Here is a 14,003-nt window from a genome sequence, read left to right as displayed (position 1 = left end):
TCAGTCCTTGGCGTTATGGACGCGACGCACCAGAAAAACCGGGCGGCGTTTTGATTCGATGTAGGTTCTGCCCAGGTACTCACCCAGCACCCCGATACCGATCAATTGCAGCCCCCCCAGAAAGGTGACGGCAACCATCAGCGAGGCGTAGCCCGGGACATCGATCCCGGTCAACAACGTCCGCAACACAATGAAAGTGGCAAATGAAAAAGAAACCACCGACACCAACAGCCCCAGATACGTCCATACCTTGAGCGGGTCGGTGCTGAAACTGGTGATGCCTTCCAGCGCGAAATTCCACAAGCGCCAGCCATTGAATTTGCTTTCCCCCGCCACCCGCTCCGGACGCTCGTAATCGACATGGGTCGTCCGAAACCCGACCCAGGCGAACAAGCCCTTCATGAAACGCCGTGACTCCGGCAAGGTCTGCAAGGCATCGATCACGCAGCGGTCCATGAGCCGAAAATCACCGACATTTTTCGGCAGCGGCTGATCAGATATTTTGTTGTGCAGGTGATAAAACCAGTTGGCGGAGGTTTGCTTGGCCCAAGAGTCGTTGTGACGACTCACGCGATGGCCCAGCACCACTTCATAGCCTTCACGCCAGCGGGCGATCATCTGGAGGACGACTTCGGGCGGGTCCTGGAGATCGACATCGATGGGCACTACCACCTGGCCAGTGGCAGTCTGCAAGCCCGCGGTCAACGCCGCTTCCTTGCCGAAATTGCGACTCAGATCGACGATTCGCACGCGGGGGTCAGTCTTCTGGCGCTCCAGAAGCAGCTCCAGCGTGGTGTCGGTACTGCCGTCATTGACGAACACCATCTCCAGACCGACCAGCGCCTCATCCTTGAAGACGTCAGTGATCCGCGCCATGAACAAATCGATGGTGGCAGCTTCATTAAAGACCGGAATGACGAGCGATAGCGCCACATGCTCGCCCCAATGCGTTCCATGCTGATGAGTCACTGATTGCTCTTTTTATAGTGATTTTTCTACTATCCGAGGTCGCCGGCTAATCTCCAGCGCCATGAGCTGCGTGACATTAAGCAGGAGCGTGGGAGGTGATGCAAGGGCGAAACTGCGGCGATTTTGGCCATTCATTTACCCCCCCCTTTCGCCACTTGGCGGATGACCTGATTCAGCAGACGCCGAAGCCGCGAAGCTGCTCGATGTACCTGAGCAGCTTCGTTTCCACACACCAGCAGGTACAGCCTAGATCTCCTTCACCGACGTTTCGTTGTGGACGCTTTTGATCAACCCGATCACGTGCAGGCAATCCGCCTTGTTGACGTACGACTCGCCGCTGGCAACCGTCTCATGATTGGCCGCCCTTAAACGCCAGCGCCATTGGCCCTTCCCGGTAAGCGGAGTGCCTCGCGACTGCCTGTAGATCTCAAAGTACATGGTTCGCTCCTTGCGACTGCTGATAACGACAGACTCCTGGTCTGTGCAGGCAGAGTAGACGAGTGATTCAAGATTTAACGGCGATCAAAAGTAAGCAGACATTACCCAAAATACCCTCCACCCCAACGAAAGCCAACAGACACTGAGGCCAGTTAAAAGGCTGACTGAACAGCGTCATTTTTCAGGAAATCGTACTTATTTTTCATACAGAGCCTGGACCGCATTCATCCCGACCTGCTGGAAAAAAGCACGGAACAAACAGGATTGTTCCGTCTTTGCACCGCCCCCTTACCTGGCTGCTACGACCGCTATCCGCCCGATGATGAGCACCCTGGGTGGATAGACCTCAAAAAAGTCGCTTTTTTGTTCATCACCCGCCAAGGGATAGTCCTACCATCTCATCGATTTCAGGAAATACCCCATGCCATCTCTATAAGCACTGGGAACAGTGCGCCAAAACCGAAGAGGTCAAACGCATCAATCAACTCCTCAAGAGCCTGCCGAGCGCCGAGGATAATTGACCAGCCCGCCCGTCTCGGTCGACCACATCAGAGCGCCAGGGCCAGAGTATCGGCCTTGGCGCTATTAATGTTCCGGCACTGCTCGCGAATGATGTCGGTCATCAGCCGGACTTCCGGGTTGAACCTGTACTCTTCCAGGAATCCCATATACATCGGCACGTTGCATTCGCGTTGATGACACAGTGGTACCAGGCGCAACTGACCGCTCGCCAGCTTGTCGCTGACCATGTGTTCAGGCAACCAGGCAAAACCCAGACCGCGTTCGACAAACGTCAGCGCGGTGCTCAGGTTGCTTACGGTCCAGCACTGGGACGCGCCGGACCAACTGCTGTTCTGGGAGTTGCGGATAGCCGAATCGCTAACCACGATTTGCCGGTAGTCTTTCATGTCAGCCAGGTTCAGCTCGCCATTGAAATGGGCCAGAGAGTGATCAGACGCCACGACACACAGCAGTGAAACGTTGAGCAGGAACTCCTGCATATAGCCCTCCGGCAGACTACTGGCGATGCCCAACTCGACCTTGCCGTTTTCCAGCAATTCGTATGCGCCGGACACGGCCGTTTCGTGAAGCCGGACATGGTACCCCTGCAAAACCGAAGAAAAGCGTGACAGCGCTTGCTCCAGCACGTTGGCGGGAAACAGCATGTCGACCGCCAGCGAGTGTTCGATACACAACCCCGGCTGGTACTGAATGGCCAGTCGCTCAAGCTTTTTCGCCGAGCCCAGCAGATGCTTGGCCTGAGGCAACAGGGCCTGGCCCAGAGGTGTCAATACGGCCTTGCGCCCCTCGATCAGGAACAGTTCCTGACCCAGCAGGGTTTCCATGCGGTTGACCGAATGGCTGACGGCCGACTGTGACTTGAACATATACTCGCCGGCCTGCTGGAAACCTCCACACTCGACTGTAGAAACAAAAGCCTGCCACTGGTCGAGACTGATCCTGGAAAACATTCGAACCTCCATGTCCGTATCGGGTAAAAACCACCGCTACTGCGGCTCGGCGTTTTACCACAAAAAAACCTCTCGCCCTACACCATCGATACCGCGATTGCCCTCATGCCTCACATGAAGATTCTGAATGAATAGCGACTAATTAATTCATTTAAAACAATCAAGCCGCTCATGATAAAACGCCACGCCAAGCAGGACGCTATCTCATTAATCCATCGGAAGGATTCGCTACTCGCTGACACGCCAAATCACACCCGTATCTTCCGTTCAGAAAAATCGCACATACCTTTGTGGCCTTTTCTGCGGACGCGTGCGGCAGCCTGAAAATTCGTCATAACTAAATAAAAACACTATAAAAATCAATCAATTAACTTTATTAAGCCACGCTATTACATAGGGCATGGATAAGCCCCCTGTTGCCGTAACAACAAGAGGCTTTAGTACCTTTGTACCAAAACAACCCGTCTATCGACTCACGCAGAAAAGAAAGGAAAACTTGCATGCGTACTCAAGTAGCCAAACGCAACACCCTACTCTGGAAGTCCGCCGTCGACTTTGTTAAACGCCGGTACATGAAAGCCTTTAACGCCATCATCGAGCCATCTCCCGAGTACTTTTTAATCGTATTCGATAACAATGACTCCATTCAGTCGTGTGCCGGTTTCAGTTTCGCCAAGTCAGGCCCTCTATTGTCCGAGTGTTATCTGGACTCACCGTCCGAGGAGACGCTGTCGCGCATCACCAACACCCGGATTGAACGCGACAGCATCGTCGAAATCGGCAATACCGCATCGATCAATTCGGCTGCCGGCCAGACCCTGTTCAACATGCTCTCAATGGTGACCTGGTGTATGGGCGCACGCTACGTGCTGTGCACCTGCACACCGCAATTGATCAAATCGATGGGCTACTGCAACGTCAAGGTCAACAAAATCTGCGATGCCGACCCGCAACGCATGACCCCACAAGCGGAAGTCGAATGGGGCTCCTACTACGAGCAGACGCCCATCACCGGCTACATCAAGCTGGGCGATATGAAGCGTCACTATCACGAGACCGTCCTCAAGACCGTTTTCCGACTCGACGTGCAGAGCGAGCAAGCAGCATGACGCATTTCGTCGAAGACTTGCTGGCCCAGGCCCAACGCACACCGGATGCCGTCTGCGTCGTCGATATTCCTGCGGCAGACGGTACGGGTGGGCGGCGCCTGACCTACACCCAGGTGCTGGAGCATGCCCGGCAGTTGGGGCAACACATGAACCGTCAGTTCACCGACGAAAAGCGCACCATCGGCATCGTCATGCGCAACAGCAGCGACTGGGTCATCGCCGACTTCGCCTGCCTGCTCTTCGGCTTCACCTCCTTGCCGCTGCCGTTGGGCTTCAGCAAGTACCAGGCCGAACACCTGGCCTTCGAATGCTCGGGCTTCCTGGTCGATGACAAAGGCCGGGAGACGCTGGAAAAGCGCTGGGAAATCGACCTGAACGCCAGCCGCCTGATCCATGTGCCCAGCGCACTCGAGACCCCGGCTCCGGTGCCAACGGGCCCGAGCTTCATCGACAGCGCCGATGCCGAATGGACCTGCAAAGTCATCCACACCTCCGGCACCACCAGCAAACCCAAAGGCGTTAAGCAAAGCCTGGGCGGCCTGAGCGCCGTGCTGCAATCGCTACTCGGCGTGGTCCCGGCCAGCTATCAAAAGCGCTACCTGTCGGTGGTGCCGCTGAGCCTGTTGATCGAACAGGTCACGGCGGTCTACCTGCCGCTGCTGTCCGGCGGCACGGTATACTTCCTCGACGAGCGCACGCCGTTGATCGGCGAAGCGGGCTACGACACCTCGGCGATTCTGGCGCAACTGCTCAAAACCCGGGCAAGCGCGGTGACCGTACCGCCGATCATGCTCGACGTGCTCCTTGAAGTGGCCGAGCAAAACACCGACACGGAGCTGCTGTCGTTGCTGCGCAACGAGTTGTACATCACCGCCGGTGGCGCTCCGATCAGCAGTGAAAAACTGCAGCGCCTGAGCGCACAGGGTATTCAGGTTCATCAAGGTTACGGATTGAGCGAGAACGGTTCGGTGGTGAGCGTCAACACCCCGGCCAACAGCAAGCTCGGCAGCGTTGGCAAACCCCTGCCGCACGTCCAGGTCCGGGTGACGGATCAGCAACGGGTAGAAATCAAAAGCAGCTCAATGTTCCAGGGCTACTCGTGGGTCGATCCGAGCGCCTGCTCCTTCACCGAGGATGGCTGGCTGCGCACCGGTGATATCGGCGAGTTCGATGACGAGGGTTTCCTGTTCATCACCGGCCGCGAGAAAAACATCATCTGCCTGCCCAACGGCCGCAATGTTTCTCCAGAGCAAATCGAGCTGGAGTTCAAAGAGCAAACCGGCGTGAACGATGCACTGATGTTCATGACCACAGACGGGCAACTGGCGATCGTACTCAGCATCGGACCGCTATTCGATCACCAGCACACTCAGGACTGGGCGCAACAGCGCTTCTCGGAAGTCGAACTGCCGCAGGCCATCTGGCCACTGGCGCCGGACGCCCCGCAGCTGCAAAGCCTCTATGCCCTCAATGGCCCGGCCCGTAGAGCGCACGCCACCGACCTGCATCGTCAGACATGTACTCACTAAAGGATTAGCGACATGACTCAATCTACTTATCAGGCGAGTGTCATCACCGATCGCGCGTATGCCTTGAGCGCCGACACTGCGGCGGTTTTCGAAGAGCTTTCGAACGCCGGCGTGATTATCTTCCGCAACTGCATCCAGTCGCTGGACGAGTTCGGTGCCTTCGTGAAAAAACACAGTTCGCGCCTGAGCCTGGACCCGGGCCGGGTGATCGCCAAAGGCGTCGCACAACTGGTCGACGCCGGCACCGATGCTGTAGGCCTGCACTGCGAAAACGGCAACGCGCCGATCTGGCCTGACCTGACCTGGTTCTTCTGCGAGATCGCCCCCACCAAAGGTTCGCAAACCACCTTGTGCGATGGGGTGAAGGTCTACCAGGAACTCAGCGAAGAGGCCCGTCAGCGCTTCGAGAGCAACCGCATCCGCTACCGCCGCACGGTGACGGGCGAAAAGTGGCGCAAGATCGTCAGCTACTACAAACCGGAAATCCAGCAGCTGGAAGACGCCCGTTTCGAGCACCTGAACGAGATCATCGGCCAGGACCCCAACACCCGGATGGAGTACAACCCAAGCACCGATTGCGTGGCCTACGCCTACAGTGTCCCGGCGTGCCAGACCTCCAGTTTCTGTGAGCACCCAGCCTTCGCCAACAGCATTCTCGGGCCGTCCTTCAACTACGAAAAACCGGTGATCGACTTCGAGAACGGCGAAGAGATTCCCGCCGACCTGCTGGCAGAAATCACCGAGGTCACCGAACGCAATACGCACACCGTGGGCTGGCAGGACCTGGACCTGGTGATGATCGACAACCGTCGGGTGATGCACGGCCGGCAAGCGATCATCGATGACCAGCGTCGCATTTTCAATGCGCTGAGCTATCGGTAATGGCCGCCATGACCAATCATCCAGAGCAAACCTGGGCCGTCGAAGGCCAGTACGAAAGTTTCATCGACAACCGCGGCCATCAACTAATTGACCTCAGTGGCGGGTTCGGCCTGCAAGTACCCGAAGTGGTGCAGGCCGTGAGTCGGCAGGTCGATAAAATCGGCCTGTCCAACCGTGTCCTGCTGTCCGCGCCGTTGATCGAGTTGTGCAAGCAACTCAGCGAGTTCATGCCCGAAGGGTTGGAGAACTCGTACGTCTGCAACTCTGGCGACGAGGCGTTTGAAGGTGCGCTGAAACTCGCGCGTTCGCTCACCCCCCATCGGCGCACTGTGATTGCCGTGGGAGGCGTGGCGTACGGTTCGTTGTCTTACGGGCGCTACCTGAGCGCCCCTGGGCTTTATCCGGAGTCCGGGGAGTTTCTGGGGATCAAGGTGGTGCACGTCGACTCGGTGCACGACCTGCCGGACATGGCGATCTGGCAGGACTGTTTTGCCCTGTGCTACGGCCCGTTGCGCACGGCCGCCAACGGGCTGCTGGAGGCGGTCGATCCGATGCTGATCGCCAGTCTGGAACGGATCGCCAACAGCCAGCGAATTGTGACCCTGTTCAATGACGTCGACACCTGCCTGGGCAGCGTCGGGCATCTGCTGTCGCAGAACCTGTCCGGTGCGCGCCCGGACATCGTCGTCCTGGGCAAAAGCCTGGGCGGCGGCTGCATCCCCATCGGCACCTACACCTGCAGCCATGCGCTGGCCTACAAGGCCTACGGCAAAGCCACACCGGCCAAACACGGGAGCACCACGGCGGGTAACCCGCCATCGTGCATCGCGGCACAGACTGCCCTGCGCTACGCGCAGGAACAGCGGCTGGACCAGCGCAGTCTCGACAACGGCAAGGCGCTGGCCAGCGAACTGGCCGACCTCAACGCAAGGGCCATCGGTGGCATCGTCAAGGTTCCGCTGGCCAGCACCGAGCAAGCCCTCGAGGCGCAACGGGCGCTGTACGCCGCCGGTGTGCATATTCGCCGGCCAAGCGGGCGCGAACTGCTCTTGCGTTGCCCATTGGTCGCGCGCACGGAGCGCGTGGTCGACGCCGCACACCTGATAAAAAGGACTTTGCAATATGCTGCTTAACCGCCTGGTGGATGACTGCTACAAACACTGGACGCCCTCGGCGGCCAAGCTTTATCGCATTGCCAATACCGGCATCGAACGCTCCGCCGAAGGGGCGATCGTTACCGACCATCGCGGCAAGCACTTCATCGATTGTGCGTGCAGCTATGGAATATTCCTGGTCGGTCACCAGAACCCTCAGGTCAAGTACGCCAGCCAGCGTCAGCTGAACCGGATGGCCTGGCAGCCCGAGGGGCTGACCCACAATTCGCAGCACCAACTGAGCGAGACCCTCAAGCGTCTGGCTCCCGGCGAGTGGGGCGATGTGCGCTACACCATGACCGGTGCCGAAGCCATCGAGCAAACCTTGCGCTATGCGCTCAAACGGCAGTTGCCGCGCAAACGGATCGTGGTCATGCGCAATGCCTACCATGGCAAAACCCTGACCACTATGGCGATCCTCGGCCAGCAGTACCAAAGCAACCAGCATGGCCTGAACCGCGTGATGGTCGACTTCATTCCCTACGGCGACTTCGCCGCCCTGGAACACGCCATCACCGACCAGGTGGCGGCGGTCTACATCGAGCCGATCCTCGGCGGTGCCCACCTGACGTTGCCCGAAGCCGGCTACAACACGCGGATCCGCGAGTTGTGCAGCGCCCACGGCTGCCTGATGATCGCCGATGAAATCCAGACGGCGTTCGGTCGCTGCGGCAAATGGTTCGCCGTCGATTACGACAACGTGGTGCCTGACATCATGGTGCTGTCCAAGGGCTTGACTGGCGGCTACGCAGCCATCGCGGCGGTGATGTACAGCCGCGCCTTGATCGACCGGCAGCCACTCGACCCTCTTGAAGATCAGGTCTGCGGCCAGGGCGGTTTGCCCTATGCCTGCGAAACGGCCCTGGCCGCAATTCATGCGATTGAAGAAGGCCAACTGATCGAAAAATCCCAGGCTGCCAGCACACAGTTGTGTCAGGGATTGCAGCTACTGGCCGAAGCCTACCCGCAGATCATCAGCGACGCGCCAGCGATTGGCCTGATGACCGGTTTACGCCTCAAGGGCGCGGTGTGGGAAAACCTGATCAGCATGGAACTGAGCAAACGCGGGGTTCACTCAGGGCACTCGTTGAACGAAAAAGCCTCGGCGCCGGTGTTGCGTTTCTATCCACCGCTGACCATCAGCACCGCGCAAGTGAGCCAGGTCCTCAAGGCCCTGGAAGAATCCCTCGAGGCCGTCGCCAGCAAGCCGCGCTGGATGCTCAAACTGATGACGCCGATCATCCGCAATCTCTACCGCATCCCCTACGCCATGACCCCACGGAGCGCAGACCGATGATTCGCGAGGACGATCTTTCCCGGTAGTTCGGCAAGCGCCTGGAGACCGCCTTGCCAAAATGGCAGGCGGTGATTCCCGCTCAGTAACCCTCCCCCACTGACATCGTTGCCGGGGTCATCCCCGGCAGCACGATCAGTTGGCCCTGGTGTGCCGCAAATGAGTATCTCGAGGGCACTTCAGACCGGAGTAATGCGGTAAGCACAACGGCGGGCATTCATCAGAATGTGCTCCACACGCTCAACCCTGGCTTGCAGAACCTGCTCGAACACATCCAGTTCGGCACGGCAGAAACCCTGACACGCGGTCGCCGCCGCGCAGATCGGGCAATGGTTTTCGATCAGCACAAAGGCCCCATCCGGTTGCTCACTCCACTCGGCCATGTAGCCCTCGCGGGCCCGCAGGGCCGCAAGGCGCTTGACCCGTTCCTGAAGGGTCTCGGCACTGGCCAGCTCTTGCAGGTACAAGGTGCGACTCTGCTGCTCGCGAACGTCGATCAGACGATCGATGGCCTCGGGCCCGAAGGTCTCGCGCACGGTCTGCAAGAGCTGCACGGTCAGCTCCGAATGGGTATCGGGAAACCGCGCATGGCCGGCCGCCGTCAGACGCCAGACCTGCGACGGGCGCCCGACGCCTCGGGCCTCGGACTGAGCCTCCACCAGGCCACTGGCGGCCAGTTTGACGAACTGCTGGCGCGCCGCTTCCCCCGTGGTGCCCATCGCGCGTCCGGCATCGGCCGCCAGTTGCGGGCCGCGGGTCTTGAGCATGTGAAGCAGTCGGTCGGCAGCCGACATCGACACGTCATCCTGGTTTTCCAAGTGTTTACTTGACAAACAACAGCCCTCGCAGCTTCAATATTTAAAGAATTAACTTGGTAAATCTAACCCAAGCCTTGAAAGCAGGCAATTGACTCTCGCAATCCGCCGGGTCGCGAGTCACAGCAGGAGGTTGTATGTCTACACAAGGAAGCAGCTGGAGCGATTTACTCTCCGGAAAAAACGCCGCGCGATCCATCGCACTGTCAGGAGGCGTTACGCTGCACGCGATCAATATCTACATCGCTACGACTATCCTGCCCTCCGTGGTCAAGGAAATCGGCGGGCTCGACCTGTACGCCTGGAACACCACACTGTTCGTCGTCGCATCCATCCTCGGCTCCGCGCTTACGGCCAAAATCCTGCAACGCACAGGGCCACGCGTTTCCTATGCGATAGCCTCGTTATTTTTCCTCGCTGGCAGCCTCATTTGTGCCCTGGCACCGAGCATGCCAGTGATGTTGGTCGGTCGCGCGGTTCAAGGTTTGGGCGGCGGCTTGATGTTCGCCCTGTGCTACTCGATGATTCAGCTGGTGTTCGAAGAGCGCCTCTGGCCTCGGGCCATGGCCCTGGTCTCGGGCATGTGGGGGATCGCCACGCTGATCGGCCCGGCCATCGGCGGCATCTTTGCGGAAATGGATGCCTGGCGTTTAGCCTTTGGCACGCTGGTGCCGGTGACGCTGGCGTACATACTGCTGACCAGCAGCGTATTGCCCAAACGTGACATGAATCAACCGCCCGTGGGCCGCTTGCCCTTGCTGCAACTGTTCCTGCTGGCTGCGGCGGTGCTCTCGGTATGCATCGGCAGCGCTTCGTCGCTTCCGACCTGGAACCTGCTGGGCATAGGCCTCTGCCTGCTGCTGGTGTTCTTCCTGGTTCGTCATGAATCCAGCACCCTGACACGCCTGCTGCCCAAGGATGCCTTGCGGCTCAACACCCCACTCTGTGCGCTGTACGCGACCATGGGGTTGTTGGTGGTTGGCATGACCAGCGAAATCTTCGTGCCGTACTTCCTGCAAACCCTGCACGGGCAGACGCCGCTGATTGCCGGCTACCTGGCGGCCCTCATGGCGGCTGGCTGGACGCTGTCCGAAGTGATGAGCTCCGGCTGGCGCGAGCGTGGCGTGCGCCGCGCAATCATCAGTGGCCCGGTGTTCGTACTGGTCGGACTGATCATCCTGGCCGTCGCCATACCGTTCGACAGTGGTGGAGACTGGGCGCTGCTCACCCCGATCTGCATTGCCTTGACCCTGGTGGGATTCGGCATCGGTATCGGCTGGCCACACCTGCTGACCCGAGTCCTGCAAGTGGCCTCGGCCGAAGACCAGGACTCGGCGGCTTCATCCATCACCACCGTACAACTGTTCGCCACCGCACTCGGCGCGGCACTGGCCGGGATGATCGCCAACATGGCCGGTCTCAACGACCCGAGCAACATGCAAGGCACTGCCAACGCCGCACGCTGGCTGTTTGCGCTGTTTACCATTGCACCGATTCTGGCGCTGGTGACTGCGGTGCGGTCGGCGCGGATTCGGCCGGGGCTTGCAGCGGTTTGAATCGGGTCGCGCTTCAATAAAAAACCCCGGCATTACCCGCCATTCTGTTCACTTAAGCCGGAGACCAGAGCTTTTTTATTTCAAACTCTACGGTGAAAACCAAGTAAAACGCCGCTTTCTCATGTCGAGACAAGCGGCGTTTTCATCATTCGCCATCACCAACACTGGATGTCATGGCGTCATGCTTCCGGGCTTATCAGCGCACCGACTCGATGCGCCACTTCCACAGACCTACCGGACTGTTCTCGAGAACATGAACGAACTGTCCATAGTCGGCGAGGTACCAGGACAGATCGGTCCAATCCAGCCCGCGGGCTTTCATCTTGGTGCAATTGAGGAGCTTGGCCGAGCCCAGCAGAGTCGGATGCAAGGCGCTGGCAGGTTGTTCGCGGACGATCTGGCAGGTCACAGTCCTGGGTTCACTGGTCTTGTGCGAAGGGCTGCCGTCAGCGTTGGCAGGCTCTGCCCGGGTTTCGATATAGCTGACCTGGGTCTTGAGCGGCAAGTTGCGCCAGTCACCCTGAAAGCTCAGGTCGACCAGGGGCCGCGAATCCGCCACTTCCTTGCCGGTTTCTTTGTCGATGTTGTGGCTGGCCAGATCGAACAAGCCACGGAAGGTCAGGTTGATCGCAGGCGGGAGCACAAAGTCCACTGGCTGCACCAGAGTTTGCCCCGAGGCGCTGTCGGTGCTGATGAAGACCTCCTTGGAGAAGTCGCCAAGTTTAGTCCCGTTAAACATCACCATGTCATAGCGATATCCCAGGTGGCGCAGGGGCCTGGCCGGCGCGGGCAGGTCCAGGGCCTGGATGGCCGCTACGACTGACGGTGCAACCGTCGGCGTGCTGATGACCGGCGGCAAGGTTTGGCGTGCGTTGAAGACAGGCAACCTGGCCAGCTCCGCTTGCGGCAGGCAAGCGGCCTTGAACACGCGTTGCCGGTCGGCCGAAGCCTGCATCAGCGGTTGCGGCACAGCCGGCCTTTCGACTTTGCCGCTGGAGACTTCGTGCGAGCCATCGATCATGAACTGGCTTAGTGCCGTGACCGTTTGCTGCTTGCAGTCCAAGGCCAGTCGCTCCTGGCTCTGAGCTATCAGCGCGGCTCCGTCGCTGGCAATAAGGTAGTGCCGATAATCGCGGCCGGCCCAGACATACAGTAGTCCGCCTTCCTGTTGCAGGCTATTGCGGTCAAGCATCAGCCAATCCTGATCCTCGGCTAATTCCAGCATCCGCCAATCGGGCGTGGGACGTTGTGTGCATACCTGTTGCAACTGCGCACTGTGCTGCAACTGCTGACTTTGCTCCGCCGGCAAAGCAGTGCTGGTCATTGGCTGGTCGGTAAACGCGCTCAAACCGTTACGGGTGGGATAGAACATGCTGTTCGGACCCTGCTTGCAGGACGCATTGAACCTGGCATAGATCGCAGAGTTGCCCACTCGCGTGACCAAGTAGGTCACCTTGTCGCCTTCGCGCACAATGGAGTGCTCCAGGACGGGCAACGTGAGGGCCTCATTGAAGACGGCCAGGCCCGGGTGCACCTTGGGTTCCTGCGGGATCGGCCTGGAGCTGCAACCGGTCAGACTCAGGGCCAGCAGCGAGAAGCCCAACACAACCGGGTGGCGGAAAAAGGTAGAGCTGGCGTCCATGCGGATACGGTCCTTGAAAATTAGGGGCGGGTGAAAGATAAAAATCTTGTTGATAGTTCGGCACATTTTTTTCGCCCATCACCGATGGGTATCTGAAATTGCACGTACTGCTCGACACGGCCGGTTATCGAATCCGGGCCGTTACGCAGATTCTGGAAAACCTCGCGATGCGCGGCGGCATCACCACCGACTCAGTGATCCTCAGCGACTTCGCGCAGCTGTGCCGCATTCCTCTACGTGATGGCTGCGACTTGCTCGATGTGATTGCTGCGCAGCCGTCGCCCGCAAGCGAACGCGCCAAGCCATAACCCCAAAAAAGAAAAAGCCCCCCTAACGTTTCAGCTACGGGGGCTTTTTTATAGGTATGGCGCAGAGATAGGGATTCGCCCCCAAAATAACGGGGACAAATGCTTTCTTACTGGGCCAGCGACACCTGACCAGCGCCGAGCTTCAACCCGGCCAGGCGCTTGAGCAGTTCATTGATGTTCTCCCGTGCCGAGCCTTCGTTCGCCAGTCGCAGGCGTTTCACACCGAAGAACGAGTCGCCGACGCCGGCGGTGAAGGGAGCCTTGACCTTGTCGGTCCAGATCACCCGGCCCGTGGCATTCTCTACCAGGCTGTATTCAACCATCGAAGTGACGGTGAAGTTCAGGCCGATCAGCGGCTGGTCGAGGCTTACCAGATTGGCGCGCAGGGCGTAGTTTGCCTTGCTGTTCTTACCCAGCAGGCCAGCGTTGCTCAACGATTGCTCAAGCGCCGAACGGAAGTCCGCGCTTTCGATCTGCGAAGTCCACAGCGGGTTGGTCGTGCTGCCGCCGCCGACACTGTCGACTTTCATGTTGTCGCGAAGCGCAACGTCATAGGTTTGTGCTTGCGCGGGATTGACCTGCATATTCTCGACCTTGGCTGATGAAGCACAGCCAGTGAGAACAAGGGCAAACAGGGAGATAGAAAGCAAACGGAGCATGGTCGATCCTTGATGTCCAAAAAGGGGCGAGTAACGGTAAACGTCGTATCAGGGTCTGCGAATGAAGGCCGGAGTGTCGGCGGCTGTCCCTGAAAACGCGAGGAGGATAATAGAGTTGAGTTAATGGCTCAATGACATCATCACAAGAAATGCGCCTTGGAAGGGAAGCGGTCAAT

The 14,003-nt window shown here is 58.8% G+C and carries 13 protein-coding genes; 7 read left to right on the top strand and 6 right to left on the bottom strand.

What is annotated here, in order from left to right:
- The 3 genes from AO353_RS17790 to AO353_RS17780 all read right to left on the bottom strand — a co-directional run bounded on the left by AO353_RS17790 (position 1) and on the right by AO353_RS17780 (position 2,879).
- Positions 1–969, bottom strand: a complete 969-nt coding sequence (locus AO353_RS17790) for a glycosyltransferase family 2 protein (RefSeq protein WP_054596134.1) — start codon at positions 967–969, stop codon at positions 1–3.
- 246 nt (positions 970–1,215) lie between these two features.
- On the bottom strand, positions 1,216–1,407 hold the full coding sequence (locus AO353_RS17785) for a YegP family protein (RefSeq protein ID WP_054596133.1): 192 nt from the start codon (positions 1,405–1,407) through the stop codon (positions 1,216–1,218).
- Between the two features lie 548 nt (positions 1,408–1,955).
- Positions 1,956–2,879 (bottom strand): LysR family transcriptional regulator, encoded by a 924-nt coding sequence (locus tag AO353_RS17780; protein ID WP_054596132.1) that lies wholly within the window; start codon positions 2,877–2,879, stop codon positions 1,956–1,958.
- Between the two features lie 500 nt (positions 2,880–3,379).
- Between AO353_RS17780 and AO353_RS17775 the strand changes: the two genes are divergently transcribed.
- From AO353_RS17775 to AO353_RS17755, 5 genes are read left to right on the top strand one after another with little or no spacing between them, the layout of a single operon-like run.
- A complete protein-coding gene (locus AO353_RS17775; protein WP_054596131.1) occupies positions 3,380–3,988 on the top strand; it encodes a thermostable hemolysin in 609 nt (202 codons plus the stop codon).
- On the top strand, positions 3,985–5,517 hold the full coding sequence (locus AO353_RS17770; RefSeq protein WP_054596130.1) for an AMP-binding protein: 1,533 nt from the start codon (positions 3,985–3,987) through the stop codon (positions 5,515–5,517). The genes AO353_RS17775 and AO353_RS17770 overlap by 4 nt, the downstream gene beginning before the upstream one ends.
- Before the next feature lie 12 nt (positions 5,518–5,529).
- On the top strand, positions 5,530–6,399 hold the full coding sequence (locus AO353_RS17765) for a TauD/TfdA family dioxygenase (protein ID WP_054596129.1): 870 nt from the start codon (positions 5,530–5,532) through the stop codon (positions 6,397–6,399).
- An 8-nt stretch (positions 6,400–6,407) separates the two neighbouring features.
- Entirely contained in the window at positions 6,408–7,532 is a 1,125-nt protein-coding gene (locus tag AO353_RS17760; RefSeq protein WP_158246522.1) for an aminotransferase class III-fold pyridoxal phosphate-dependent enzyme, read from the top strand.
- Entirely contained in the window at positions 7,522–8,850 is a 1,329-nt protein-coding gene (locus AO353_RS17755; protein ID WP_054596127.1) for an aspartate aminotransferase family protein, read from the top strand. The genes AO353_RS17760 and AO353_RS17755 overlap by 11 nt, the downstream gene beginning before the upstream one ends.
- A gap of 176 nt (positions 8,851–9,026) precedes the next feature.
- On the opposite strand, the gene AO353_RS17750 is transcribed toward AO353_RS17755, so the two are convergent.
- On the bottom strand, positions 9,027–9,641 hold the full coding sequence (locus AO353_RS17750; RefSeq protein WP_203226127.1) for a helix-turn-helix transcriptional regulator: 615 nt from the start codon (positions 9,639–9,641) through the stop codon (positions 9,027–9,029).
- 158 nt (positions 9,642–9,799) lie between these two features.
- Between AO353_RS17750 and AO353_RS17745 the strand changes: the two genes are divergently transcribed.
- Entirely contained in the window at positions 9,800–11,218 is a 1,419-nt protein-coding gene (locus tag AO353_RS17745; protein ID WP_054596125.1) for an MFS transporter, read from the top strand.
- 196 nt (positions 11,219–11,414) lie between these two features.
- Here AO353_RS17745 and AO353_RS17740 read toward each other — a convergent pair whose 3' ends face one another.
- Positions 11,415–12,860, bottom strand: coding sequence for a hypothetical protein (locus tag AO353_RS17740; RefSeq protein WP_054596124.1), 1,446 nt, complete (start codon positions 12,858–12,860; stop codon positions 11,415–11,417).
- 77 nt (positions 12,861–12,937) lie between these two features.
- On the opposite strand from AO353_RS17740, the gene AO353_RS17735 reads away from it, so the two are divergent.
- Positions 12,938–13,168 (top strand): hypothetical protein, encoded by a 231-nt coding sequence (locus AO353_RS17735; RefSeq protein ID WP_054596123.1) that lies wholly within the window; start codon positions 12,938–12,940, stop codon positions 13,166–13,168.
- A 107-nt stretch (positions 13,169–13,275) separates the two neighbouring features.
- On the opposite strand, the gene AO353_RS17730 is transcribed toward AO353_RS17735, so the two are convergent.
- Complete coding sequence (locus AO353_RS17730) at positions 13,276–13,827, bottom strand: hypothetical protein (RefSeq protein WP_081013753.1); 552 nt, start codon at positions 13,825–13,827, stop codon at positions 13,276–13,278.
- Positions 13,828–14,003: the final 176 nt, after the last annotated feature.

The organism is Pseudomonas fluorescens, from assembly GCF_001307155.1.
Classification (GTDB): domain Bacteria; phylum Pseudomonadota; class Gammaproteobacteria; order Pseudomonadales; family Pseudomonadaceae; genus Aquipseudomonas; species Aquipseudomonas helvetica.
This window is presented reverse-complemented; position numbering and strand designations above follow the sequence as displayed.

Coding starts and splice junctions, on each gene's coding strand:
- AO353_RS17785 (WP_054596133.1), bottom strand. CDS start 1,407: ATGTACTTTGAGATCTACAGGCAGTCGCGAGGCACTCCGCTTACCGGG.
- AO353_RS17780 (WP_054596132.1), bottom strand. CDS start 2,879: ATGTTTTCCAGGATCAGTCTCGACCAGTGGCAGGCTTTTGTTTCTACA.
- AO353_RS17775 (WP_054596131.1), top strand. CDS start 3,380: ATGCGTACTCAAGTAGCCAAACGCAACACCCTACTCTGGAAGTCCGCC.
- AO353_RS17770 (WP_054596130.1), top strand. CDS start 3,985: ATGACGCATTTCGTCGAAGACTTGCTGGCCCAGGCCCAACGCACACCG.
- AO353_RS17765 (WP_054596129.1), top strand. CDS start 5,530: ATGACTCAATCTACTTATCAGGCGAGTGTCATCACCGATCGCGCGTAT.
- AO353_RS17760 (WP_158246522.1), top strand. CDS start 6,408: ATGACCAATCATCCAGAGCAAACCTGGGCCGTCGAAGGCCAGTACGAA.
- AO353_RS17755 (WP_054596127.1), top strand. CDS start 7,522: ATGCTGCTTAACCGCCTGGTGGATGACTGCTACAAACACTGGACGCCC.
- AO353_RS17750 (WP_203226127.1), bottom strand. CDS start 9,641: ATGTCGGCTGCCGACCGACTGCTTCACATGCTCAAGACCCGCGGCCCG.
- AO353_RS17745 (WP_054596125.1), top strand. CDS start 9,800: ATGTCTACACAAGGAAGCAGCTGGAGCGATTTACTCTCCGGAAAAAAC.
- AO353_RS17740 (WP_054596124.1), bottom strand. CDS start 12,860: ATGGACGCCAGCTCTACCTTTTTCCGCCACCCGGTTGTGTTGGGCTTC.
- AO353_RS17730 (WP_081013753.1), bottom strand. CDS start 13,827: ATGCTCCGTTTGCTTTCTATCTCCCTGTTTGCCCTTGTTCTCACTGGC.